At 73.2% G+C, this 21514-nt stretch carries 26 protein-coding genes and 1 tRNA gene; 12 read left to right on the forward strand and 15 right to left on the reverse strand.

What is annotated here, in order from left to right:
* Window positions 1-6 precede the first annotated feature (6 nt).
* The 9 genes from FHR36_RS30660 to FHR36_RS30700 form a co-directional block, all read right to left on the reverse strand.
* Entirely contained in the window at window positions 7-930 is a 924-nt protein-coding gene (locus tag FHR36_RS30660) for a transketolase family protein (RefSeq protein WP_253802472.1), read from the reverse strand.
* Complete coding sequence (locus FHR36_RS30665) at window positions 927-1742, reverse strand: thiamine pyrophosphate-binding protein (RefSeq protein ID WP_253802474.1); 816 nt, start codon at window positions 1740-1742, stop codon at window positions 927-929. Before FHR36_RS30665 ends, FHR36_RS30660 begins: the two co-directional genes overlap by 4 nt.
* Window positions 1742-3589, reverse strand: coding sequence for a M20/M25/M40 family metallo-hydrolase (locus FHR36_RS40110; RefSeq protein WP_253802476.1), 1848 nt, complete (start codon window positions 3587-3589; stop codon window positions 1742-1744). The genes FHR36_RS30665 and FHR36_RS40110 overlap by 1 nt, the downstream gene beginning before the upstream one ends.
* Window positions 3586-4626 (reverse strand): N-acetyl-gamma-glutamyl-phosphate reductase, encoded by a 1041-nt coding sequence (argC, locus tag FHR36_RS30675; RefSeq protein WP_253802478.1) that lies wholly within the window; start codon window positions 4624-4626, stop codon window positions 3586-3588. The genes FHR36_RS40110 and argC overlap by 4 nt, the downstream gene beginning before the upstream one ends.
* On the reverse strand, window positions 4619-5938 hold the full coding sequence (locus FHR36_RS30680; protein WP_253802479.1) for an aminotransferase class I/II-fold pyridoxal phosphate-dependent enzyme: 1320 nt from the start codon (window positions 5936-5938) through the stop codon (window positions 4619-4621). The genes argC and FHR36_RS30680 overlap by 8 nt, the downstream gene beginning before the upstream one ends.
* Complete coding sequence (locus FHR36_RS30685) at window positions 5935-6576, reverse strand: degT/DnrJ/EryC1/StrS aminotransferase (protein ID WP_253802480.1); 642 nt, start codon at window positions 6574-6576, stop codon at window positions 5935-5937. Before FHR36_RS30685 ends, FHR36_RS30680 begins: the two co-directional genes overlap by 4 nt.
* Window positions 6577-6593: 17 nt before the next feature.
* A complete protein-coding gene (locus tag FHR36_RS30690) occupies window positions 6594-7478 on the reverse strand; it encodes a RimK family alpha-L-glutamate ligase (protein WP_253802481.1) in 885 nt (294 codons plus the stop codon).
* Entirely contained in the window at window positions 7475-7663 is a 189-nt protein-coding gene (locus FHR36_RS30695) for a lysine biosynthesis protein LysW (protein ID WP_253802482.1), read from the reverse strand. The genes FHR36_RS30690 and FHR36_RS30695 overlap by 4 nt, the downstream gene beginning before the upstream one ends.
* Window positions 7664-7809: 146 nt before the next feature.
* Window positions 7810-7968: a hypothetical protein gene (locus tag FHR36_RS30700; protein ID WP_253802483.1), complete on the reverse strand. Its 159-nt coding sequence runs from the start codon at window positions 7966-7968 to the stop codon at window positions 7810-7812.
* Between the two features lie 149 nt (window positions 7969-8117).
* Here FHR36_RS30700 and FHR36_RS30705 point away from each other — a divergent pair, with 149 nt between their 5' ends.
* Window positions 8118-9182 carry a helix-turn-helix domain-containing protein gene (locus tag FHR36_RS30705; protein WP_253802484.1) on the forward strand — a complete coding sequence of 355 codons (1065 nt, stop codon included), beginning with the start codon at window positions 8118-8120 and terminating at the stop codon, window positions 9180-9182.
* Between the two features lie 24 nt (window positions 9183-9206).
* Here FHR36_RS30705 and FHR36_RS30710 read toward each other — a convergent pair whose 3' ends face one another.
* Together FHR36_RS30710 and FHR36_RS30715 are read right to left on the reverse strand one after the other, a co-directional pair.
* Window positions 9207-9416, reverse strand: a complete 210-nt coding sequence (locus FHR36_RS30710) for a KTSC domain-containing protein (RefSeq protein ID WP_253802486.1) — start codon at window positions 9414-9416, stop codon at window positions 9207-9209.
* A gap of 20 nt (window positions 9417-9436) precedes the next feature.
* Window positions 9437-10201, reverse strand: coding sequence for an SDR family oxidoreductase (locus tag FHR36_RS30715; RefSeq protein ID WP_253802488.1), 765 nt, complete (start codon window positions 10199-10201; stop codon window positions 9437-9439).
* A 171-nt stretch (window positions 10202-10372) separates the two neighbouring features.
* On the opposite strand from FHR36_RS30715, the gene FHR36_RS30720 reads away from it, so the two are divergent.
* On the forward strand, window positions 10373-10873 hold the full coding sequence (locus FHR36_RS30720; RefSeq protein WP_253802490.1) for an FBP domain-containing protein: 501 nt from the start codon (window positions 10373-10375) through the stop codon (window positions 10871-10873).
* Window positions 10874-10939: 66 nt separating this feature from the next.
* Here the strand turns inward: FHR36_RS30720 and FHR36_RS30725 are convergent, their stop codons facing one another.
* Together FHR36_RS30725 and FHR36_RS30730 are read right to left on the reverse strand one after the other, a co-directional pair.
* The gene (locus FHR36_RS30725; protein ID WP_253802491.1) at window positions 10940-11458 is read right to left on the reverse strand and encodes a YbhB/YbcL family Raf kinase inhibitor-like protein; all 519 of its coding nucleotides are present in this window, start codon (window positions 11456-11458) and stop codon (window positions 10940-10942) included.
* Window positions 11459-11510: 52 nt separating this feature from the next.
* Window positions 11511-12356, reverse strand: coding sequence for an alpha/beta hydrolase (locus FHR36_RS30730; protein WP_253802493.1), 846 nt, complete (start codon window positions 12354-12356; stop codon window positions 11511-11513).
* A 93-nt stretch (window positions 12357-12449) separates the two neighbouring features.
* On the opposite strand from FHR36_RS30730, the gene FHR36_RS30735 reads away from it, so the two are divergent.
* Window positions 12450-13613, forward strand: a complete 1164-nt coding sequence (locus FHR36_RS30735; protein WP_253802494.1) for a hypothetical protein — start codon at window positions 12450-12452, stop codon at window positions 13611-13613.
* Window positions 13614-13625: 12 nt separating this feature from the next.
* On the opposite strand, the gene FHR36_RS30740 is transcribed toward FHR36_RS30735, so the two are convergent.
* A complete protein-coding gene (locus tag FHR36_RS30740) occupies window positions 13626-15200 on the reverse strand; it encodes a helicase HerA-like domain-containing protein (RefSeq protein WP_253802495.1) in 1575 nt (524 codons plus the stop codon).
* A gap of 132 nt (window positions 15201-15332) precedes the next feature.
* On the opposite strand from FHR36_RS30740, the gene FHR36_RS30745 reads away from it, so the two are divergent.
* Window positions 15333-15629 carry a type II toxin-antitoxin system VapB family antitoxin gene (locus FHR36_RS30745; protein ID WP_030273186.1) on the forward strand — a complete coding sequence of 99 codons (297 nt, stop codon included), beginning with the start codon at window positions 15333-15335 and terminating at the stop codon, window positions 15627-15629.
* A gap of 178 nt (window positions 15630-15807) precedes the next feature.
* Window positions 15808-16542, forward strand: a complete 735-nt coding sequence (locus tag FHR36_RS30750; protein WP_253802496.1) for a LytR C-terminal domain-containing protein — start codon at window positions 15808-15810, stop codon at window positions 16540-16542.
* Between the two features lie 77 nt (window positions 16543-16619).
* Here the strand turns inward: FHR36_RS30750 and upp are convergent, their stop codons facing one another.
* Window positions 16620-17255 (reverse strand): uracil phosphoribosyltransferase, encoded by a 636-nt coding sequence (gene upp, locus FHR36_RS30755; RefSeq protein WP_253802497.1) that lies wholly within the window; start codon window positions 17253-17255, stop codon window positions 16620-16622.
* Window positions 17256-17383: 128 nt separating this feature from the next.
* On the opposite strand from upp, the gene FHR36_RS30760 reads away from it, so the two are divergent.
* From FHR36_RS30760 to FHR36_RS30790, 7 genes are all read left to right on the forward strand, one after another.
* Window positions 17384-17611, forward strand: coding sequence for a hypothetical protein (locus tag FHR36_RS30760; protein WP_253802498.1), 228 nt, complete (start codon window positions 17384-17386; stop codon window positions 17609-17611).
* Between the two features lie 208 nt (window positions 17612-17819).
* Window positions 17820-18383 (forward strand): tRNA adenosine deaminase-associated protein, encoded by a 564-nt coding sequence (locus FHR36_RS30765; RefSeq protein ID WP_308199683.1) that lies wholly within the window; start codon window positions 17820-17822, stop codon window positions 18381-18383.
* A 29-nt stretch (window positions 18384-18412) separates the two neighbouring features.
* Window positions 18413-18952, forward strand: a complete 540-nt coding sequence (tadA, locus tag FHR36_RS30770) for a tRNA adenosine(34) deaminase TadA (protein ID WP_380231652.1) — start codon at window positions 18413-18415, stop codon at window positions 18950-18952.
* A gap of 66 nt (window positions 18953-19018) precedes the next feature.
* Window positions 19019-19105: transfer RNA gene (locus tag FHR36_RS30775), tRNA-Ser, on the forward strand.
* Window positions 19106-19565: 460 nt separating this feature from the next.
* On the forward strand, window positions 19566-19706 hold the full coding sequence (locus FHR36_RS30780; RefSeq protein ID WP_253803267.1) for a hypothetical protein: 141 nt from the start codon (window positions 19566-19568) through the stop codon (window positions 19704-19706).
* A 103-nt stretch (window positions 19707-19809) separates the two neighbouring features.
* Complete coding sequence (locus tag FHR36_RS30785) at window positions 19810-20103, forward strand: Dabb family protein (RefSeq protein WP_253802501.1); 294 nt, start codon at window positions 19810-19812, stop codon at window positions 20101-20103.
* Between the two features lie 278 nt (window positions 20104-20381).
* Window positions 20382-21401 carry an RNA polymerase sigma factor SigF gene (locus tag FHR36_RS30790; protein WP_407660871.1) on the forward strand — a complete coding sequence of 340 codons (1020 nt, stop codon included), beginning with the start codon at window positions 20382-20384 and terminating at the stop codon, window positions 21399-21401.
* Window positions 21402-21514 lie beyond the last annotated feature (113 nt).

The raw sequence follows: 21514 nt of genomic DNA on the forward strand, positions 1-21514 counted from the left end.
GTTGGGTCAGGGTGCGGTCGCCGCGGCGAGCACGGCGGGAAGATCGAGGCCGAGCTGGCCCATCACCTCGTGGTGGTCGCCGCCCTGGGTGGGCCAGCCGTGGCCGGCGTTCACGCCGGTCACCTCGCGGCCGGGCAGCAGCAGCGCCAGGGCCTCGGCGACGCCGCCCTCGCGGCGGTGCTCCTCGATGACGGTGAAGCGGCCGGGGCGCTGCGCCAACTCGGCTGCGGCGAGCTCCAGATGGGCGTGGTCCAGGTAGGTGAGGTGGGCGTGGGCCAGCTCCGGGCGGGCGGCGCGGGCCTCCAGCGCGAGCCGGGTGCCCTCCTCGCCGACCGAGACCAGGCAGGTGGCGTCCGGCTCGCCGCGGTGGTCCCAGGTGACCGGGCCCACCTCGCCGTCCCCGGTGGGGAGGCTGTCGAACACCGCGTTGCGCCCGGTGCGGATGTAATGCGGCCGGCCGGAGGCCACCGCGGCCCGGACCACCGCCCGGGTCTCGGCCTCGCCGTACGGCGCGGCGATGGTGACGCCCGGGATGGAGCGGAGCACCGCGAGGTCCTCCAGGCAGTGGTGCGTGGTGCCGAACCAGGCGCCGGAGACCCCGGCGTACGGTGCGACCACGGTGACCCCGGCGGCCAAATAGCCGAGGGTGAGCTTGAGGCTCTCGGCGGCCCGCAGCGCGGCGAACGGCGCGAAGGTGGAGACGAAGGGCTTGTAGCCGGCCGAGGCCAGCCCGGTGGCCATGTCGATCATCGCGCCCTCGGCGATGCCGAGGTTGAAGAACCGGTCGGGGTGGGCGGCCTGGAAGGGGTGGCCCTTGCCGCCGAGGTCGGCCTCCAGGCAGACCACCATGGGGTCGGTCCCGGCCAGCCGGGTCAGTTCGTCCCGGTAGGCGTCGCGGCCGGAGAGCGCGGACACGGTTGCGGCGGTCATCGGATCATTCGCTTCCACTTGGCGGCGCGCGCGGCGTCGATGGTCACGTAGTGCGAGCCCGCCTTGCCCTCGACGGCCGGGACTCCCTTGCCCTTGACGGTGTCGGCGATCACCGCGAGCGGCCGCTCGGCCCCGGTGCGGTCGGCGCCGAACACCGCGGTGAGGCGGGCCAGGTCGTGGCCGTCCACCTCGACCGTGTCGAACCCGAACGCGGCGAACCGCGCGGCGAGGTCCGGCAGCGGCGAGATGTCCGCGACCAGGCCGTCGTTCTGGCCGCCGTTGCGGTCGACCACCAGGACGAAGTTGCCCAGCCGCTGGGCGGCGGCGACCTGGCAGGTCTCCCAGACCAGGCCCTCCTGCAGCTCGCCGTCGCCGGCCACCGCGATGCCGAGCCCCGGCTGCCCGCCGATCCGGCGGGCCAGCGCCCAGCCGGCGGCGTACGGGACGCCGTGGCCGAGGCTGCCGGTGGGGAAGCGCACGCCGGGCACCTTGGGCCCGGGGTGGCCGGTGTACGGGTGGCCGAGCTGTCCGTACAGCGGCGCCGGGTTCTCCGCCAGGACGCCGCTGACGTGCAGCGCCGCGTACAGTCCGGCGGCGGCGTGGCCCTTGCTGAGGACCACCTCGGTGCCGTCGCCGAGCGAGGCCCGGTGCAGGGCGGCGATCAGGATGTCGAGAACCGAGAGGCTGCCGCCGAGGTGGCAGCCGCGAGGACCGGCTGCCATGTCGACGACCAGCCGCCGGGCCTCGACGGCCCGGGCGGCGAGGTCGACCGCGACCGCGTGGTCGACCTGCGGGGGAAGGACGTCGGTCATCACCGGCTCCCTTCCGGCAGGGCGAACCAGCGGGCGACCGCGTCGCCGAGGATCCCGCGGGCGGACCGGTGATCGGTCGCGGTGAGGTGCTCGACGTCGGTGTGGTCGAGGGTGGAGTCCCCCGGCCCGTAGGCGACCATCGGGACGTCGCGCCAGGTGGTGGCGAGGGTGTTCATGTCCGAGGTGCCCTTCTTCACGACGTAGGTGGGACGGATGCCGGCCTGGCCGAAGGCCCGGGTGAAGACCTTGACCAGCGGGGTGGCGCGGCCGCCGGAGTGCCCCGGGGTGGCCCGCAGCACCTCGATCTCCACGCCCGGTCCGGCGTGGCCCAGCGCGGCCTCGCGGAGCGCGGCGAGGTCGGCGAGCGGCGGGACGCGGAAGTTGAGCACGCCGACCGCCCGGTGGTTGGCCCGGCCGGACTCCACCCGGATGTCGATCACCGCGCTGAGCGCGTCGGACGCCTCCTTCTCCACCGACTCCCGGATCGACTCCAGGACCCGGATCAGCGCGTCCGGCGCGGAGACCGCGTCCATCCCGGCCGAGTGGCCGCTGGCCACCTCGGCGGTGACCCGCAGCTTGAACAGGCCGAAGTAGCCGAGGGTGAGCTTCTGCGCCCCGCTGGGCTCGCCGATCACCACCGCGTCCGCCGGGTAGTGGTCGCGGGCGTGGAAGGCGCCCTTGGAGGAGGAGATCTCCTCCTCGACCGCTCCGACCACGCGCAGCTGGCCGTCGTCCGGGACGTCGGCCCCGGCCAGCACCTCCAGGAAGGTGACCAGGCTGCCCTTGGCGTCGACGCTGCCGCGGCCGTGCAGTTCCTGCTCGCGCCACTCGACCGGCCACCGGTGGGGGACGGTGTCCAGGTGGCCGAGCAGCAGCAGCCGCCGCGGGCCGTCGCCGCGGGTGGCGACCAGGTTGCCCGCCTCGTCTATCCGGGCGTCGATGCCGCGCTCGGCGCACCAGTCGAGCAGGTACGCGGCGAGTTCGTGCTCGTCGCCGGAGACCGAGGGGACACCGACCGCCCGGCTGAGCAGGGTCAGGTCCTCGGCGGGCTCCCGGGTGCGCCAGAACCGGGTCCAGCCGGCCGGGTCGGCCATGGTGTGCGGGCCGGTGATGGCGACGTCGGCGGCGCCGGCCAGGGCCAGTTCGGCGGCCCGGACCTTCTGCCGCATCCGTCCGCCGGCGTACCGGGCGGCCTCGCCGGGGTGGGCGTGCCGGAGCGTCGAGGCGGGGTCCGACGGGTCGGTGAGCAGCCCGGCGGTGCCGGTGACCAGGCGCAGGTGGTCGGCGTCCAGGGCGTTGGAGAGGGCGGCGGCCAGGACGTCGGCGTCCACGTTGAGCGGCGAGCCGCCGTCGAGGTCGCGCACCGGAGGGGAGAGCGCGACCACGTCGTAGGCGTCCAGCAGGGCGCCCAGGCGGACGGTGTCGACCTCCTCGGGCACCCCGGCCCGGTGGTCGCGGACCACCGTGGCCTTGCCGCTCGCGGAGACCGCCTTGAGCGGGCGGTTGGCCCGCCCGGCGACCAGGCCGCCGCGGGCGCCGACCGCCGTGAAGGCGGTCAGCCCCTGCTCGCGCAGGCCCTCCTCGACGGCCGGCAGGGTGACCCGCTCGTACGCGTCGACCAGGTGGGCCATCTCCTGAGGCGGGCAGTAGCGCACCGCGTCGCCGTTGGCGAGGCGCAGTTCGGGCATCGGGCGGCCGATCGCGGTGTAGTGCCGCTCAATGCCGACCGCGCCGCCGGCCACCAGCAGCACCCGGGCGCCGCGGCGGACCAGCGCGGCCAGCTCGCCGTAGATCGCGCCCCGGTCGAGCGTGGCGCTGCCGACCTTGACCACGTAGAGGGGCTTCACGGCGACACCGCCGTCCGGGGCAGGCCGGCGCTCTCGTCGAAGCCGCTGATCAGGTTCATCGCCTGGATGGCCTGGCCGGCCGCGCCCTTGATCAGGTTGTCGAGCGCGGTGACCGAGACGCACTGGTCGTCCTTGACCGCGATCGCCACCTCGGCGACGTTCGAGCCGTTGACGGCCTTGAGCATCGGGAAGTCCTGCGGGGCCTTCGGCGCCGGGCGGACCCGGACGAACGGCTTGCCGACGTACGCCTTGGCGTAGGCGCGCTTGACGTCCAGCGCCGAGGTCTCGGGCTTCAGCCGGGAGTAGGCGGTGACCATGATGCCGCGCGGGACGTCCAGGCTGTGGGTGGAGAACCGCAGTTCGGGGACGGCGCCGGTGAACTCGGCGATGGCCTGCCGGATCTCCGGGGTGTGCCGGTGTCCGTGCAGCTTGTGGACCCGGAAGTTGCCGGCCCGCTCGGCCGGTTGCTCGCTGCTGCCGCGGCCGCCGCCGCTGGAGCCGGTCTTGGCGTCGACCACGACCTGCGACTCGACGAGCGCGTTGGCGAACAGCGGGTAGAGGGCGTAGATGGTGGCGACGGCCATGCAGCCCGGCAGGTTGATGAACCTGCTCTCCGGGACGACCGGCGACAACTCGGGTATGTAGTAGGCGAATTCCTCGTCGGCCGGGTGAGCTGCGGACTTCGGGTAGAACTCCTTGACCTCCTCGGGGTCGCGCAGGCGGAAGTCGCCCGCGAGGTTGAGCACCCGCTTGGCCCGCTCGGCGAGCAGCGGCAGCCGGGCCGGCAGGGTGCCGGTGGGCAGGCAGCCGAAGGCCACGTCGACCTCCTCCAGCTCCGCCAGCGGGCGGAACTTGAGGCCGGCCGCGCCCGGGTGGTTCCGCAGCCAGGGGTGGACGGCGCCGACCGGGGTGCCGGCGCTGCGTTCGGCGGACAGGAACGCGAGCTCCACCTGCGGGTGGTCCAGCAGCAGCCGGATCACCTCGCCGCCCGTGTAGCCGCTGGCCCCCGCGACCGCGACTCGAATCTTGTCAGCCAAGGCGGGCCGCCTTCTCGTACGGGCGGCGGTAGTCGCCGGCCTCGACCAGCTTGCGGATGGCGTCCGGGCGGCGGGCGACCTTGGCGAAGGCGTCCGCGTAGCGCAGCGCGCGCTCGTACTCGACCGGGGCGCGCAGCTCGCGGCAGAGCACCAGGGTGGAGTCGAGCATGCCCTGGGTGACCGGGAAGTCCTCCGGCCGGTGGTCGCGCACGGCGCCCGGGTTGAGGGTGAACGGGTAGCCGTTGCCGAAGCCGTCGCGGTGCTGGAAGGGCAGGTGGCAGGGGATGGGGGTGTTCTGCCACTCGCGGGCGGGGACGCCCTCGGCGACCAGCAGCTCGTGCACCGCCTCCTTGACCGCCCACACCGGCAGGTCGTCCAGGCCGACGGCGTCCGGGGTCAGCGTGATCCGGTACATGTTGTACGCGTGGGTGTGGCCCTCGGGCACGTGCGGCGCGTGGAACAGGCCGGTGCCGTCCAGGGCCCGGCCGAGCAGCTCGGCGTTGCGGGCGCGGATCTCGTCGTAGTGCGGCAGGCGCGCCAGCTGGCTGGTGCCGAAGGCGGCGGCCACCCAGGACATGCCGTAGTCGATGCCGTGGCGCTCCAGGTAGTCGGCGGCGCGCCCGTGGGCCTCGGCGGTGGCGAAGAAGGCGATGCCGCCCTCGCCGCCGAGCGGGAAGTTCTTGTCCGCCATGAGGCTCTGGCCGGCCGCGTCGCCGAAGGAGCCGGCCACCTGCTCGCCGATCTTCGCCGAGTGGGCGTGCGAGGCGTCCTCGACCAGGGCGATGCCGTGCCGGTCGGCGAGCGCCCGCAGCGCGGGGACGTCGGCCGGCAGGCCGTGCACGTGGACCGGCATGATCGCCCGGGTCCGCTCGGTGATCGCGGCGGCGGCGGCCTGCGGGTCCATGCAGTAGGTGCGCGGGTCGATGTCGACGAACACCGGGACGGCGTGCGCCGCGACCACGGCCTGCGCGGTGGCGATGAAGGTGAAGGCCGGGACGATGACCTCGTCGCCCGGCTGGACGCCGGCGCCGACCAGGGCCAGGTGGAGGCTGGAGGTGCCGCTCGCGGTGGGCAGTGCGTATCCGGCGCCCACGTACTGGCGGTACGCCTCGGCGAAGCCGTCGACGACCTTCTGCGGCGTGGACCGCTGGGCGAGCATCAGGTTGAACACGTCCTCCTTGGTGATGACCGGGAAGAGCGTGCGGCGCAGGTCCTTGGGGATGATCGCGTCACCGCCGAACGCGGCCAGCTCGGCGGCGAGTTCGTCGGCGTTCGGCAGTGGAAGGGGACGCGAGGGGAAGTCGGTGATCACGAGGCTGCTCCGGAGGTGGTGAGGGGCCGCTTGGCCTGGCCGAGCGCCATCCGGACGCAGGCGGCGACCAGCGGGCTGAGCCGGTAGTTGAACTGGACCCCGGGCACCAGGTCCGCGGATTCCTCCTCCTGGGTCCACATGGTGCGCAGGTCGTAGGCGCCGAAGATCTTCAGGCGCTCGCCCCGGGCCCACTGGACGGGGTCGTCGGTCAGGACGGCGGCGGCCGGGCCGAAGCCGAGGCCGGTGAGGTCGACCACCAGCGCCGGCGCGGTGCTCGCGGCCGCCAACTCGCCGAGGCGGTGGGCGTTCTCGGCGTCCAGGGCGATGTGGTCGAAGGCGACCGGCTCGCCCTCGGCCGCGTCCTCGCGGAGCTCGATGCCGAGCCAGGCGAGGAACGCCCGGTCCTTCTCGCCCAGGCCGGGGCGGTTGATCGCGTCGCCGTGGCCGATGCCCTGGCCGGCCAGCGCGGTGTGCACCGCGGCGCTGCGGCTGTTCACCAGGACGGCCTTGGCGCGGCCGGTCTGCTTGCTCAGCAGCCTTTCCAGACCGGGCAGTTCCCGGTCACTCTTCTCGATGCTCATGACCACGCCCGAGGTCAGGACCCGGGTCAGCACGGTGGCCGTGTCGAACAGTTCCATGGGTTTCGCTCCCGTTCTCACGCGGCCGCAGGGGCGAGGGTGCGCCCGTACGTCTCCGCCACGTGGGCGGCCAGCAGGCCGGCCACGTTCACGCCGTGTTGTGCGGAGGAGCGCGCGAACTCCGGGTTGGCGTTCACCTCCAGGACCATCAGCTCTCCGGTGGAGCGGTCCTCCACCAGGTCCACGCCGTAGAAGCCCTCGCCGAGGGCGTCCACGACCTGGCCGCACCGCTTGAAGATCTCGTCGGTGATCTCCACCCGCTTGACCTCGGCTCCGAGGTGGGTGTTGGTGCGGAAGTCGTCCGAGACCCGCTGGATGGCGACCACCGGGGTACGGCCGATCACCACGACGCGCAGGTCGTGGCCGGGCTTGTCGATGTACTCCTGCACGAGGACCGGGAAGAGCTTGCCGCCCGCGTCCGCGGACTCCCGGCCGCCGACCCAGGCGTCGACGCACCCCTCGTCGGCCATCCTGGTCACCCCGCGGCCCCAGGAGCCGCTGACCGGCTTGAGTACGGCGGGGTAGCCCAACTCGGCGACGGCGGACCGGACCTGCGCGTAGCTGTAGGCGTGGCGCGAGATCGGGTGCGGGACTCCGTGCTGGGCGAAGAGCAGGGCCTGCAGGCCCTTGTCGTTGCAGGTCTCGATAGTGGCGGCCCGGTTCAGGGTCTCCACGCCGACGTACTCCAGCCGGCGGGCCACCCCGATCGCTTCACGGTGGGAGAGGTTCCTGATCAGGGCGAGGCCGGGCGGGGCCGAGTGCCCCGCCACCACCTCCGCCAGGTCCTCCAGCAGGACCGGACGAGTCGGTACGCCTTCGGCGCGCAGCGCCTGGAGCAGCAGCTTCTCGTCCGGCCGGAGCATGGTGACCGAGAGCAGGACCTCGGGCTCCGAGGAGGTCACTCGCCCCAGTCCTCCTCCACCTCGGGGGCCAGCTCGACCCGGACCGTGGCGTCGGTCTTCTCGACCACCTCGTGCTCCTGCCCGCAGGCAGCGCATTCGGCGATCTCACCCTTCTCCCAATCCGCCTGGACCTCGAATTCCGTGTCGCACACGAGGCACTTCGGCGTCTCGATCGCGGTGGTCATAAAACTCGTCTTCCTTTCGACAATGCATGCAAGGGACTTGACATACCGAAACCTCCCCAGTAGCGCGCAGGGGCGTGTTCGGGGATGGTGTCGACAGGACCCGCCTCGACACCCAGGGAGCGCACGGTGCGCCTGACCAGCCCGGATCAGTTCGACGGGGCCGGCCAGATGATGTCGCCCGCGAGGGCGCTGCCGACCGTTCCCCCACCGTTGCGGGCCTCGGGCTCCTGCCCGTCCGCAGCGGCGGCGATCCCGCCGAGCGCAAGCGCGGAAATGAGCGAGAATGCGGCGAACTTGAGCTTCATGGCGGTTTCCCCTCCACTGATCGGCGGCTTTTCCGGCCGGCGGTTCCTCGTCCTGAATCCACCATCCCCGAGCGGTCGTACCGGGCGCCACCCATGCCCGGTGACGACAACTGACAAGTGACAACCACTCACCAGCGAAGGGCGTGACCATGCGGCAGACCGACGGCCCCGGACAGCTCGTGGCGGACCCGGACGAGGACACCCCCGGGCTGGGCGAACTCCACGTCGCCCTCTACCGCCGGGCGCTCGAACACGGCTGGCTCGACCCGGTGCAGGCCGCCCTGCGGCTGGGCCACTCGCTGGCGGAGGTGGACGCCGCCGTCCACGACCTGGTCCGCCTCCACCTGCTGCGCGGCGACCCCGACGGACCCGACGACCCGGACGGACCGCCGGGGACCGGCTGCTACCTGCCGTGCAGCCCGAACGCGGCGGCCGCGCACCTGACCGGCTCGATCGAGGCGGAGATCCGGCGGCGCCACCGCGAGGCGGAGCGGCTGCGCAGCCATGTCATGGCGCTGAACCCGGTGTTCGAGGAGTCCTGGCAGGGCAGTTACGAGCAGAATCCGATCGTGCACCTCACCCTGCCGGACACCGTCCGCTCCACCCTGGAGCAGCTGTCGGCCGGTACCCGTGGCGAGGTCGCCGCCGCGCATCCGCTGCTGCCCCCGCAGCAGGCGCTGGAGGAGGGACTGGCCCGCACCACCGAGGTCATCGGCCGGGGCATCTCGATGCGCACCCTGTACCCGCACTCGGTCCTGGCGCACCGCTACATGCAGCAGCACCTGAGCCGGATGACCGCGCTGGGCGCGGAGATCCGCACCACCGGCCAGATTCCCGACCGGATCCTGTTCTTCGACTGGGAGACCGCGGTGATCGCCGACAGCGGCGCGGGGGCCGGCACCGGCGCGATCCTGGTCCGCGATCCCGCGCTGGTCGGGCATCTGCGCCGCTCCTGGGAGAGCAGTTGGGAGTCGGCGCTCCCGTTCAGCTCCTCCCCCGGCGGCACCGGGTACGGCTCCGCCAAGGACTCGCTGCGCCGGTCGGTGCTGCAGCTCCTCGAGTCCGGGATGAAGGACGAGGTCGCCGCGCGCCGGCTGTCGATGTCCACCAGCAGCTACCGCCGCCACGTCACCGATCTGATGAACGACCTGGGCGCCGAGAGCCGCTTCCAGGCCGGCAGTTTCGCGCGCCGGGAGGGGTGGCTGGACGGCTGAGCGGCGGCCGGCGGGTCGCCGCGGTCAGATCCGCCGGTAGCCGTAGCGGCCCTTGATCTCCCGGTTGAGGTAGCGGCCGTGGCTCTCGGCGGCGAGCAGGGCGCGGTAGACCGGCTCGGGCACCGCCAGGTAGCGGTAGACCGAGCCGCCCACGAACTCGACCTCCAGCTCGCCCTCGGCCGGGTCGTAGCCGGCCGAGCGGACGCAGGAGGAGTCGAGGTGCTCGCGCCGCATGCCACCAGCATGGCGGCGGGCTACCGCACCCGCTCGGCGAGGAAGGACTCCCAGGTCAGCCGGCCGCGGTCGGCGCTCTCGGGGGCCAGGTTGGCGCCCGCGCGGTAGGCCGCGCCCATCCGTCCCGGCACCCGGACCGGCAGCACCGGGCGGCGCCGGCCGGTGGCCGCGAGGTAGCTGCGGACCAGCTCGTCCATCCGGTGGACGGTCGGCCCGGCGAGGTCGGGGACGCGTCCGGCCGGCTCGGCGAGGGCCAGGTCGACCAGCCGGGCGGCGACCTCGCGGGCGTCCACCGGCTCCCAGCGGATCCCACCCGGGCCCGGGACGACCGGCAGCTTGGCCATGGCGCGGGCCACGGTCAGCGCGAGGTCGTGGAACTGGGCGGCCCGCAGGACGGTCCACGGCACGCCGGAGCCGGCCACCGCCTGCTCGGCGGCGTGCTTGGCCCGGAAGTAGCCGAGCGGGATCGCGTCGGCGCCGATCACCGAGATGTGGACCAGGTGACGGACGCCGGTGCGGCGGGCGGCAGCCGCGAGGTGGCGGGTGGCCACGTCGTCGCCCTTGTTGGAGCCGGCCAGGTGGAGCACGGTCCGGGCGCCGTCGAGGGCGGCGTCGATGCCCTCGTCCGCGAGCAGGTCACAGGCCACGTAGCTGACGCCGTCGGTGGCCTCGCGGGTGTGGCGGGTGAGCACCCGGACCTCGTGGCCGGCCCGGCGCAGCAGCGGCACCACGTGGCTGCCCAGGGTGCCGGTGCCGCCGGTGACCAGGATGGGGGTGGTGGTCATGGTCGTCTCCCGTTCGCTCGCGCCGGCCGGGTCGGCCGGTCGGTCGCTCTGCCGGTTCGACGGACCGGACGGACGGGATGTGACAGGCGCCGGGCGGCGGCCGCGGCGGAGGCGGCGTACTCGCGGAAAATACAGGCGACACCGGGCATACCGGTTGCTAGCGTCGGCCGAATGCGTGCACTGACCGAGAACGAGATCCGCGAGTCGTTCGTCAACTGTTCCAAGGGCGAGGCGCGCCGGCTCAACCTGCCCCGGGGCCTGGCGGACCTCCCGTGGGCCGACCTCGACTTCCTGGGCTGGCGCGACCCGGGCGCCCCGGACCGCGGCTACCTGGTGGCCGAGCTCGGCGGCGAGCTGGTCGGCGTCACCCTGCGCACCCCGAACGTGCGGCGCAGCCTCACCAAGACCAACGTCTGCTCGCTGTGCGTCACCGCCCACGCCGGGTCCGGCGTGGCGCTGCTGACCGCCCGCCGGGCGGGCGCGGCCGGGCGGGACGGCAACACGGTGGGCACCTACATCTGCGGCGACCTGGCCTGCTCGCTGTACGTCCGGGGCCTGAAGCGCTCGGCGTCGGTGAGCCGTCCGGACGAGTCGCTGCCGCTGGAGGACCAGATCGCCCGCACCGTGGTCAATCTGGAGGGCTTCCTGGCCCAGGTGCTGCAGAGCGCCTGACCGGTACCGCGGACGAGGTGGCCGCGCCGCCCGCGAGGGCGGGCGCGGCCACGCGCGCGTCCGGCGTCAGCTGGAGCGGTACTCGACGGTGAGCATCGCCCGGCCCACGGCGTGGGCGGCGAGGCGGAAGCCGACGGCGGCGGCCGGGGTGTCCGGGGTGACGCCGAGCGAGGCGGTGTCCAGGGCGTGCACCACGAAGACGTAGCGGTGCGCGGGGCCGGGCGGCGGCGCGGCGCCGTCGTAGCGGTGCTCCGGGAAGTCGTTGCGGACGTGGAAGGCGGTGCCCGGCAGGTCGGCGTCGGTGGAGCCGGCGCCGCGGGGCAGCTCGGTGGTGGCGGCCGGCAGGTCGACCGCGATCCAGTGCCACCAGCCGCTGGCGGTGGGCGCGTCCGGGTCGAAGCAGGTGACGGCGAAGCCCTCGGTGCCCTCCGGGAAGCCGGACCAGGACAGCTGCGGCGACAGGTTGCCGCCCGCGTAGACATGCGCGTGCGGCATCGTCGCACCGTCGGTGAGGTCGCTGCTGCTGAGCTCGAAGGACGGAACCTGCCGCAGGAAGTCGTACGGAAGCGGTGGACGGACGGTCATGAGGGTGCCCTTTCCTCGTGCCACGGACAATCGCTCCGCAGTCTATGGACCGTCAGCCCGCGGTCAGCTCCCGCACCGCCGCGCCCAGCTCGGTGTCCGGCCGGCCGAGGTCGAGCGGCAGGTCGAAGTGGTTGCGCGCCTTGGCGACCAGGTCGCGCACCGGCACCCCGGCGGCGCGGGCCGCCGCGACGAACTCGCGCTGCTGGCGGCCGAACTCCCCGGTCTCGTGCTCGCCGAGGGCGACCACCAGCGGGGGCAGCGCGTCCAGCGGCATCCGCAGCGGGCTGGTCCGCAGGGCCTCGGTGGCGTCCAGGCCGAGCGCGTCGTTGACGTAGGTGAGCGGGATCGGCTCCAGGTCGTAGACGCCGCTGAGCAGCACCGCGCCCGCGACCCGGCCGGCGATCCGGGGGTCGAGCAGGGCCATGGCGGCCAGGTGGGCGCCGGCCGAGCTGCCGCTCAGCCAGATTCGCGCGGGGTCGACGCCGAGCCGCTCGGCGTGGTCGAGCAGCCAGAGCACGGCGCGGCGGACCTGGTCCACGATGGCGTCCAGCCGCCAGGCGGGGGCCAGGCCGTACCCGACCGCGGCGAACGCGGTGCCGGCGCGGACGAAGTCGGGGGCGGCGAAGGCGGAGTCGGCCTTGTCCAGCTCCTGCCAGTAGCCGCCGTGGACGTAGATGTGCAGCGGCGCGCCGGGGGCGGTGGACCCGGCCGGGAAGAAGTCGATCCGCTCGGGGTCGGCGGGGCCGTACGCCAGGTCGCGCTCGACGGTCAGCGAGCCGTACGCGGCCTCGCTGAGGGCGGTGGCGCGGGCGAGTTCGGCGCCGATGTCGGCCAGGCTGCTGGGCGAGTACTCGCGCTCGAGTTCCGTCCGGTCGAATCCCCGGTAGACCGCTGCCATGACCAGCCCCTCGCTCAGCCGTAAGGTATAGACCATTCCCGGGGAACCGGGCTAGCGTGGAAAGTCCCGCACACCCTTCTCCGGAGCCGCCCCGTGGAGTCGTCCGTCCTCGCCTTCGCCACCGATCTGCTCGACGAGGGGGCCGACACCTTCTTCGGCAACCTTACCGACCGGGCCGGCGTCGGTGGTCTCACGCTCGCCTCGGTCTACCACGAGGCCCGGGACGTCTTCCCGCACAACCCCCGCCGGGTCGTCCGCTACCTGGAGCCCGGCGCCGCGTACTTCCGCCCCGACCCGGCCCGCTGGCGGGGCAGCCGCCTCGCGCCGGTTGCCGCCGCCGCGATCGGCGACCGCGACCCGTTCGCCGAGGCCGCCGCCGAGGCCCGCCGCCGCGGCCTGAAGCTGCACGCCTGGACGGTCTTCTGCCACAACGACCGGCTCGGCTTCCGCCACCCGGACTGCGCACCCGCCAACGCCTTCGGCGACCGCCACCTCACCGAGCTCTGCCCGGCCGACCCCGAGGTCCGCGCCTACGCCCACGGGCTGGTCGAGGAACTCGCCCGGTACGGCGTGGACGCGATCCGCGCCGAGTCGCTGCACTTCCACGGCCTGCGCCACGGCTACCACCACGAGCGCTACTTCGAGGAGCTCGGCCCGGTCACCGAGGCGCTGCTCTCGATCTGCTTCTGCCCGCACTGCCTGGCCGCGGCGCGCGCCGCCGGCGTCCCCGCCGACGAGGTGCGCGGCTTCGTCGAGGCCGAGCTGCGCCTGCGGCTGGAGGACGAGCACCGGGCCACCGAGCCGGCCGCCCTGGACGCCCTGGCCGACGGCGCGCTCGCCGCCTACCTGGACTCCGCCACCGCCACCGTCACCTCGCTCACCGGCGAACTGGCCGAGGCCGCAGAACGCCACGGCATGCGACTGACCTTCATGGACGGCGCCGGCCCCGGCAAGGGCTGGCTGTCCGGCATCGACCTGCCCGGCCTGGCGAAGGCCGCCCACCAGATCGAGACCCTCGGCTACGCCCGGACCCCGGAGGAGGTGCGGGAGAAGGTCTCCGCCTTCGCCCTGCACGGCGTCCGCCCCGAGCGGATGGCGGTCATCCTGCGCCCGATGGCCTCCGACTGCGACGGCCCCGCCAACCTCGCCGCCAAGATCGACGTGCTGCGCGAGCTGGGCGTCCCGGAGGTGGAGTTCTACAACTACGGCCTGATGCGGCTCTCCTCGATGGACCGGATCGGCCGGGCGCTGCGCTGAACCCGAGGCGGCCTACCGCTTGCGCCGGGAGGTGCCGAACAGGCTGCGGCTGATCTCCCGGCCGAGCTGCGTACCCGCCGAGCGGGCGAAGGACTTCAGCGCCGGGCTGCTCAGCAGCGAGCCGATCAGCCCGCCCTCCTCCTTCGCCTTCCGCTCGTCCCGCTCCTCCCGCTCCGGGCGATCCGGCTCCCGGGGTGCGGGCGCCGGTTCGGCCGCCTCCGGGCGGGCGGTGAGCTTCTCGTACGCCGACTCCCGGTCGATCGCGTCCCGGTACTTCGGCGTCAGCGGGGAGGCCTCCACCGCCGCCCGGAGCGCCGCCTCCCCGATCGGCCCCATCAGCGACTGCGGCGCCCGCAGCCGGGTGGCGGCGACCGGCGTCGGCGCGCCCCGCTCCGAGAGCACCGTCACCACCGCCTCGCCCGTGCCCAGCTGGGTCAGCACCTCGGACAGGTCGTACGAGGAGCGCGGGAAGGTGGACACCGTCGCCTTCAACGCCTTGGCGTCGTCCGGGGTGAAGGCCCGCAGCGCGTGCTGCACCCGGTTGCCGAGCTGGGCCAGCACGTCGGACGGGACGTCCTTCGGCGTCTGGGTGACGAAGAAGATCCCGACCCCCTTGGAGCGGATCAGCCGCACCGTCTGGGTGATCGCCTCCAGGAAGGCCTTGGACGCGCCCTTGAACAGCAGGTGCGCCTCGTCGAAGAAGAACACCAGCCTGGGCCGGTCCGGGTCGCCGACCTCGGGCAGATCCTGGTAGAGGTCTGCGAGCAGCCACATCAGGAAGGTGGAGAACAGCCGCGGCCGGTCCTGCACCGCCGGGAGTTCCAGCACCGACACCGTGCCGCGCCCGTCGGCGGCCGTCCGCAGCAGTTCGGCGGTGTCGAACTCCGGCTCGCCGAAGAACGCGCCGGCGCCCTCGTTCTCCAGCACCGTCAGCGAGCGCAGGATCACCCCGGCCGTGGCGGAGGAGAGTCCGCCGACCGTCCTGAGCTCCTCCTTTCCCTCCGGCGAGGTCAGGAAGGAGATCACCGCGGTCAGGTCCTTGAGGTCGTACAGCTCCAGGCCGTGGCGGTCGGCGTAGTGGAAGACCAGGCCGAGCGAGGCCTCCTGGGTCTCGTTCAGCTCCAGCACCTTGGCCAGCAGGAGCGGGCCGAAGCCGGTGACGGTGGCCCGGATCGGGATGCCGGCACCCTGTCCGCCGAGCGCGTAGAACTCGGTCGGGCAGCCCTGCGCGCTCCAGCGCTGGCCGACCTCGGCGGCGCGCGCGGTGAGCCGCTCGCTCGGAGCGCCGGGTGCGGCGATGCCCGACACGTCGCCCTTGACGTCGGCCAGGAACACCGGCACGCCCTGGGCGGAGAGCTGCTCGGCGATCAGCTGCAGGGTCTTGGTCTTGCCGGTGCCGGTGGCACCCGCGACCAGTCCGTGCCGGTTCAGCACGCCGAGCGGGATCCGCACCTGCGCGTCCGGGTGGACGGTGGTGCCCCGGAGCGCGGCACCGAGTTCCAGGGCGGGTCCGGTGAAGGCGTAGCCGGCCGCGATCTCCTCGATCGCCTCGGCATCGGTCTCGGCGTCGGTCTCGGCGTCGGTCATCGCTTCGGCTCCCGGGGCGGTGGACGGAATGAGGGCAACAGCACCGTTTCCCATCAAAACGCCCCGAACCACGCCCCGCAGGTCAGCCCTTGCCTGCTGCGCCCGGTGTGCCCCAAACGGTAGGCTTTCCGTGTGATCTTCAAGCGCATCGGCAACGGACGGCCTTACCCGGATCACGGCCGGACCAGCACCCGCCAGTGGGCGGACGTCGCGCCGCGCCCGGTGCGGCTGGACCAGCTGGTGACCACCAAGGGCCAGTTGGATCTGGAAACCCTGCTCGCCGAGGACTCCACGTTCTACGGCGACCTCTTCGCGCACGTGGTCAAGTGGCACGGCGACCTGTACCTGGAGGACGGCCTGCACCGGGCCGTCCGCGCCGCGCTGCAGCAGCGCCAGGTGCTGCACGCGCGCGTGCTGGAGATGGACTGACCTCGCATCACCCTCGGAGGACGCCACCCGGACAGGTTCCGGTACGTCCTTTCGAGTGCCCTCGTACTCCAGATGATGATCATTTAGTACATTCACAGCGGTGGTCGGATTAATCTGCTGACTACGGCCGTACTGCGGTCATCGAAACCCCGCCCCGGCACCTTGGGGGAGACAGACCATGAGCATGTTGACTCCCCAAGGATTGAAGGGGAAGCAGTACCGGATCACCGGCAACTCCTATCCGCGTCTGGGCCGTCCACCGCGCCGCAGCCGCAAAGTGCTCGCCGCCGTCGGCGGCGTGCTCGCGCTCGCCCTGATCGCGCTGGGCGGCGTACAGCTGGTCGACATCTTCAACGGCAAGGGCCGGCACGCCAGCGCCCAGGCCTGCGCCTCCCCCAGCAGCTCCGGGAAGGCACTGGCCGCCCCGGTCGCCGCCGGGTCACCGGGCGCCGCCGCGTCAGGTGCCGCGTCCGGCGCCCCGGCCGCGGGTGCTCCCGCCGCCTCCGGCGCGCCCGCGCCCGCCGCGAGCAACACCGCCGTGCCGCAGCCGCAGACCGTCACGGTGAACGTCTACAACGCCACCGACAAGGCGGGCCTGGCCGCCCGCACCGCCGACGAGCTCAAGAAGCGCGGCTTCGCGGTCGGCAAGGTCGGCAACGCGCCGTCCGCGCTGGACAAGAAGGTGCCCGGCAGCGTCCAGGTGATCAGCGGACCCGGCGGGCTGGGCGCGGCCACCCTGCTGAAGTCCCAGGTGGCGGGCTCCGCCTCCACCGAGGACACCCGCGCGGACGCGACCGTCGACTTCGTCATCGGCGACACCTACGCCGCGCTGCTCGACCCGACCGCGGCCGCCGCGGCGCTGGCCGAGGCCACCAAGCCGGTCGCCCCGTCCCCGGGGCCCGGCAGCTGCTGACCTGCTCTTGCCGACGGGTACGCGAAAGGCGGCCGCCCCCTCGATCGAGGGGGCGGCCGCCTTCGTCCGTCCCGTGCTCAGCCCGCCGTGCCGTACAGGCGGTCGCCCGCGTCGCCCAGGCCCGGCACGATGTAGCCGTGCTCGTTGAGCCGCTGGTCCAGGGCGGCGGTCACCACGGTGACCGGCGTGCCCGCCAGCTCCTTCTCCATCAGCGCCACACCCTCCGGCGCGGCCAGCAGCACCACGGCGGTGACGTCGGTGGCGCCGCGCTCCAGCAGCATCCGGACCGCGGCCACCAGCGTGCCGCCGGTCGCCAGCATCGGGTCGAGCACGTACACCTGGCGACCGGAGAGGTCGTCCGGCATCCGGGTCGCGTAGGTGGAGGCCTCCAGCGTCTCCTCGTTGCGGACCATGCCGAGGAAGCCCACCTCGGCGGTCGGCAGCAGCCGGGTCATGCCGTCCAGCATCCCGAGGCCGGCCCGCAGGATCGGCACCACCAGCGGCCGCGGGTAGCTCAGCCGGATGCCCTCGGTGACCGCGACCGGCGTGGTGATGTCGACCGGCTCGGTGCGGACGTCCCGGGTCGCCTCGTACGCGAGCAGGGTCACCAGCTCGTCGGTGAGCCGGCGGAAGGTCGGCGAGTCGGTGCGCTCGTCGCGCAGGGTGGAGAGCTTGTGGGCGACCAGCGGGTGGTCGACGACGTGGAGGCGCATGCCACGACGATAACGGGCGGCAGGACATCCGTACGACTTCCGGCGCCCGGGTCCGGCGGTTGTGTCAATCGCCGAACCATCGTCCCAGCTGTGGTATCAAGCGGACACTTCTGGGAAAGTCGGACCTTATGAAGAGCAACCCGGCGCGGACTTCAGCCGCTGAAGCGGCGGACGGGCCAGGCTCGACAGCCGAGTCGCGGCCCCCTCACGAGACCGAGGCTGCGCGGCGCAAACGCCGCGCCGTCTTCCTCCGCGAGCTCGCCGAGGCGCGTGAACTGCGCGCCCGGGTGCAGCCCCGGCGCACCAAGGAGCGCCGGATGCGCGAAGCCATGCGGATGCGAACCTTCCGAATCTGACCCCACGGCAGCCCTTCCATCGGCCCTCGGCCAGCCATTCCGACACGACCTGCGAAGACGCGCTGCCGAACACCCCCCGCAGCGGCGGGCTTTCTGTCACGATGCGATGGGACGGTCCGAACAGCGGACCGCCTGCCGGCGCGGGGGCGGCCGGACCGCACCCGCCCGAGATCGCCGACAGCCGAGACCAATCTTGGGAGTGTCCCTGGTGGCGTACTTCGCTGCAGTGCTTGCTCGCACCGGTTCCGGGTGGGATGTGAGCGAGACGGAACTCGACGACGTGGAGACCCTGGCAGACCTGACCGACCTGGCCCGTGAGGCGGCCGAGGACGAGGACACCGTGCTGGTCTTCATCGAACAGGAGGACGCGTGGTTCGCGGTCGTCCGGGTGGACGGTGAGGACGATCCGCGGATCTTCGTCTCCGACGCCGCGGCGGCCGCCCGCAGCTCCTACGGCTCCGTCCTCACCGACGAGCTGATCGAACAGGACGGGGAGGCCGACTTCGACGACCTCGACGACCTGGTCGCCGAACTCGACGACGAGGACTCCGAGGACGGTGACGACGCCGAGGACTCCGCCGACACCGACGACGAGAGCCCGGCCGGGCACGGCGGCACGCCGGTCGGCCCGCTCGGCGACTCCGAGCTGCTCCTCGAGTACGGGCTGGCCGCCAAGGACCTGCTCGCCCTGGCCGGCGAGGGCTCCGGCGACGCGCTCTCCGAGATCGCCGAGGCCCTCGGCTGCGGTGAGGTCCTGGAGGCCGTTCGGTAGCCGCGGAGCCGGTGCCCGACACTGGGTCCATGCAGTCCGCCCACTCCCCGGCCCTCGACGCCCTCGACACCTCCCGGATCCGGCCCCTGCCGGCTCCGCTGCGCCCCGACCCGGTACGCGACCCGTGGACGGACCTGATGCGCCTCGCCATGGCCGAGGCCGCGCTGGCCACCGCCACCGGGGACGTACCGGTCGGGGCGCTCGTCCTCGGCCCCGACGGGACCGTGATCGGGCGCGGCCACAACGAGCGCGAGGCCGTCGGCGACCCGACCGCCCACGCCGAGGTGGTCGCCCTCCGGCAGGCCGCCCTGGCCGTCGGCGAGTGGCGGCTGAGCGGCTGCACCCTGGTGGTCACCCTGGAGCCCTGCACCATGTGCGCCGGCGCGCTGGTGCTCTCCCGGATCGACCGGGTGGTCTACGGCGCCCTCGACGAGAAGGCCGGCGCGGCCGGCTCGCTCTTCGACGTCATGCGCGACCGCCGCCTCAACCACCGCCCCGAGGTCGTCCCCGGCGTCCTCGCCGACGAGTGCTCCGCCCAGCTCCTCGCCTTCTTCGACACCCAGCGCTGACCCCGCGCCACCCCTGGCCCGATACGGATTTCGTCCCGGCCCGACCCGTCCGGTAGAGTCTCCCTCGGTAGCGTGTCCGAGCGGCCAAAGGAGCACGCCTCGAAAGCGTGTGTGGGGGCAACTCCACCGTGGGTTCGAATCCCACCGCTACCGCTCGCACGACGAAGGGCCCCGACCGAGTCGGGGCCCTTCGTCGTTCCACTCCCGTTTCCCTCTCCCGTTTCCGCTGCCGGCCGAGGCCGGCGGCGGGGGTCGGAGGGGGGAGCCGCTCCGGGGGGTGAGCGGCTCCCCCGGCGGAGATCCCTCTACCGGCGCCGCGTTCGGGGGGAAGCAGCGGCACCGGTCCCACAGCGGGGATCTCCGGACCCCTCGTACCGGGGATTCCTGCCAGATCCTCGTTACGACAACCATCCTGCCGGGCGGGCGGGCCGGGCACATCCGGAGAAAGCCCCGAGCGGACGGGACCTTCGTCCCGGTGGGTGAACACGCTCCTCACCCGTTGGGCCGTCCGGTGGATAAGCTGCGCGCTGGAGGAAGGGACGCCCGGGGACAAGGCGGCGGCCCGCGCCAGGGAAGGCAGGCCCGTTCGATGGCTCAGGCGAAGAAGATCGGCATGTGGCTCCTGCTCATCTTCGTCATCTACACGATCATCACCTCGCCGGTGCGCGCGGCGCAGCTGGTCCAGTCGGGTTTCGTGGGCATCTCGGACGCCGCGAAGGCGGTCGGGACGTTCATGACCGGCCTGGTCTCCTAGACGCCGAGGTGGCCCACATCGCGGGCAGGCGCGGGTCGGCAGGTCGGGGCCGGTTACCGTGGCGGGGTTCGACTACCCTCACCCTTCCGCGAGGAGCGGCATCGTGATCCGTCACCTGGTCCTGTTCAAGCTCAACGACGGCGTCGCCAAGGACGACGAGCGCGCGCTGGCCGGCGCCAAGGCGTTCGAGGAGCTCGGCGGGGTGATCCCGGAGCTGCGCGAGTGGGAGTGCGGCTGGAACACCACCGACCGCGACATCGCCTACGACTTCGCCATCAACAGCCTGGTCGAGGACCGCGAGGCGCTGGCCGCGTACCTCGGCCACCCGGCGCACCAGGCCGCCGCCGGGCAGTGGCGTGAGTTCGCCACCTGGGTGATCGCCGACATCGAGGTCTGAGCCGGCCGCCGCCCGAACGGCGCAGCCATCGCATACGCACGACCCTTGCGACCCCCCGCCCGCACCTCGGGCGGGGGGTCGCGGCGCGTGGATGGGGCCGATCGGACGAACCGTCAACACGCTCCCGCGGGTGCTTGCCCGCCAGCCGAGCAACTTGTGATGCTATGACCGGTTTTGCCGGATATGGCGACCGGCGATGGCAGCGAGGTGGTGAGCGCGGCCGGGTCAGCACACAGACAGCGACCCGGGGTCGCAGGGTTCGAGTTTGGGAGGGTGACGTGTCCGTGCGGACGCAGGACAGCGCACCGGAGGACGACCTCAGGGACAGGCTCTCGGCGCAGCCCGGGGACGAGCCCGCCGAGGAGTCCGCCGCCGCCCGCCCCGAGCTGCCCGACAGCCGCCCCGAGCCGCCCGGCGAGCGCCCCGGGCTGCCCGACAGCCGCGCGGCGGCACCGGGCGCCGACCCCGAGCCGCCCGACGCCGGCCCGCCGGCGCCGGACCCCCGTCCCGGGCCGTCCGGGGCCGCCGGGGGCCGCGGCGCGGTGGACGTCCGGACGCTCACCCGGGTGCTGTTCGAGCGGCTCGCCGAGCTGCCCCCCGACGCACCCGAGCGGGTCCGGGTGCGGGCGGCGCTGATCGAGATCAACATCCCGCTGGTGCGGTACGCGGCGACCCGCTTCCGCAGCCGCAGCGAGCCGATGGAGGACATCGTCCAGGTCGGCACCATCGGCCTGATCAACGCGATCGACCGGTTCGACCCGACCCGCGGGGTGCAGTTCCCGACGTACGCGCTGCCGACCATCCTCGGGGAGATCAAGCGGTACTTCCGGGACAACGTCCGCACCATGCACGTGCCGCGCCGACTGCAGGAGCTGTGGGTGCAGGTGAGCGGCGCGATGGAGGAGCTGACGGTCACCCACGGGCGGGCCCCGAAGGTGCCCGAGATCGCCGCCAACCTGCGCATCCCCGAGGAGGACGTCCGGGCCTGCCTGGACGCCGGACGGGCGTACAACGCGGCCTCGCTGGAGGCCGCCCAGGAGCACGAGGGCGGGCTGGCCCTGCTCGACCGGCTCGGCTACGAGGACTCCGCCCTCGCGGACGTGGAGCACCGCGACATGGTCCGCCACCTGCTGGTGCAGCTGCCCGAGCGGGAGCGGCGGATCATCATGCTGCGCTTCTTCGCCAACCTGACCCAGTCGCAGATCTCCACCGAGCTGGGGATGTCGCAGATGCACGTCTCCCGGCTGCTGTCACGGATCCTGACGCGGCTTCGGAGCGGCAACTCCTGGGAGGAGTGAAGCGGAACCGGAGGTTGCGTTGTGTTACCGGTGCGTGACATTTCGCAACGTTCGGGTTTGCCGTGGCCTGCGTGCCGGTATTGACCTGACAGACGTCGTCAACCGGGAACCAC

This window comes from Kitasatospora cinereorecta (assembly GCF_024172095.1).
GTDB classification, from domain to species: Bacteria; Actinomycetota; Actinomycetes; order Streptomycetales; family Streptomycetaceae; genus Kitasatospora; species Kitasatospora cinereorecta.

Coding starts and splice junctions, on each gene's coding strand:
- FHR36_RS30695 (WP_253802482.1), bottom strand. CDS start 7,663: ATGACCACCGCGATCGAGACGCCGAAGTGCCTCGTGTGCGACACGGAA.
- FHR36_RS30700 (WP_253802483.1), bottom strand. CDS start 7,968: ATGAAGCTCAAGTTCGCCGCATTCTCGCTCATTTCCGCGCTTGCGCTC.
- FHR36_RS30720 (WP_253802490.1), top strand. CDS start 10,373: ATGCGTGCACTGACCGAGAACGAGATCCGCGAGTCGTTCGTCAACTGT.
- FHR36_RS30725 (WP_253802491.1), bottom strand. CDS start 11,458: ATGACCGTCCGTCCACCGCTTCCGTACGACTTCCTGCGGCAGGTTCCG.
- upp (WP_253802497.1), bottom strand. CDS start 17,255: ATGCGCCTCCACGTCGTCGACCACCCGCTGGTCGCCCACAAGCTCTCC.
- FHR36_RS30760 (WP_253802498.1), top strand. CDS start 17,384: ATGAAGAGCAACCCGGCGCGGACTTCAGCCGCTGAAGCGGCGGACGGG.
- FHR36_RS30740 (WP_253802495.1), bottom strand. CDS start 15,200: ATGACCGACGCCGAGACCGACGCCGAGACCGATGCCGAGGCGATCGAG.
- FHR36_RS30730 (WP_253802493.1), bottom strand. CDS start 12,356: ATGGCAGCGGTCTACCGGGGATTCGACCGGACGGAACTCGAGCGCGAG.
- FHR36_RS30780 (WP_253803267.1), top strand. CDS start 19,566: ATGTGGCTCCTGCTCATCTTCGTCATCTACACGATCATCACCTCGCCG.
- FHR36_RS30715 (WP_253802488.1), bottom strand. CDS start 10,201: ATGACCACCACCCCCATCCTGGTCACCGGCGGCACCGGCACCCTGGGC.
- FHR36_RS30665 (WP_253802474.1), bottom strand. CDS start 1,742: ATGACCGACGTCCTTCCCCCGCAGGTCGACCACGCGGTCGCGGTCGAC.
- FHR36_RS30660 (WP_253802472.1), bottom strand. CDS start 930: ATGACCGCCGCAACCGTGTCCGCGCTCTCCGGCCGCGACGCCTACCGG.
- FHR36_RS30705 (WP_253802484.1), top strand. CDS start 8,118: ATGCGGCAGACCGACGGCCCCGGACAGCTCGTGGCGGACCCGGACGAG.
- FHR36_RS30685 (WP_253802480.1), bottom strand. CDS start 6,576: ATGGAACTGTTCGACACGGCCACCGTGCTGACCCGGGTCCTGACCTCG.
- FHR36_RS30710 (WP_253802486.1), bottom strand. CDS start 9,416: ATGCGGCGCGAGCACCTCGACTCCTCCTGCGTCCGCTCGGCCGGCTAC.
- tadA (WP_380231652.1), top strand. CDS start 18,413: ATGCAGTCCGCCCACTCCCCGGCCCTCGACGCCCTCGACACCTCCCGG.
- FHR36_RS30750 (WP_253802496.1), top strand. CDS start 15,808: ATGAGCATGTTGACTCCCCAAGGATTGAAGGGGAAGCAGTACCGGATC.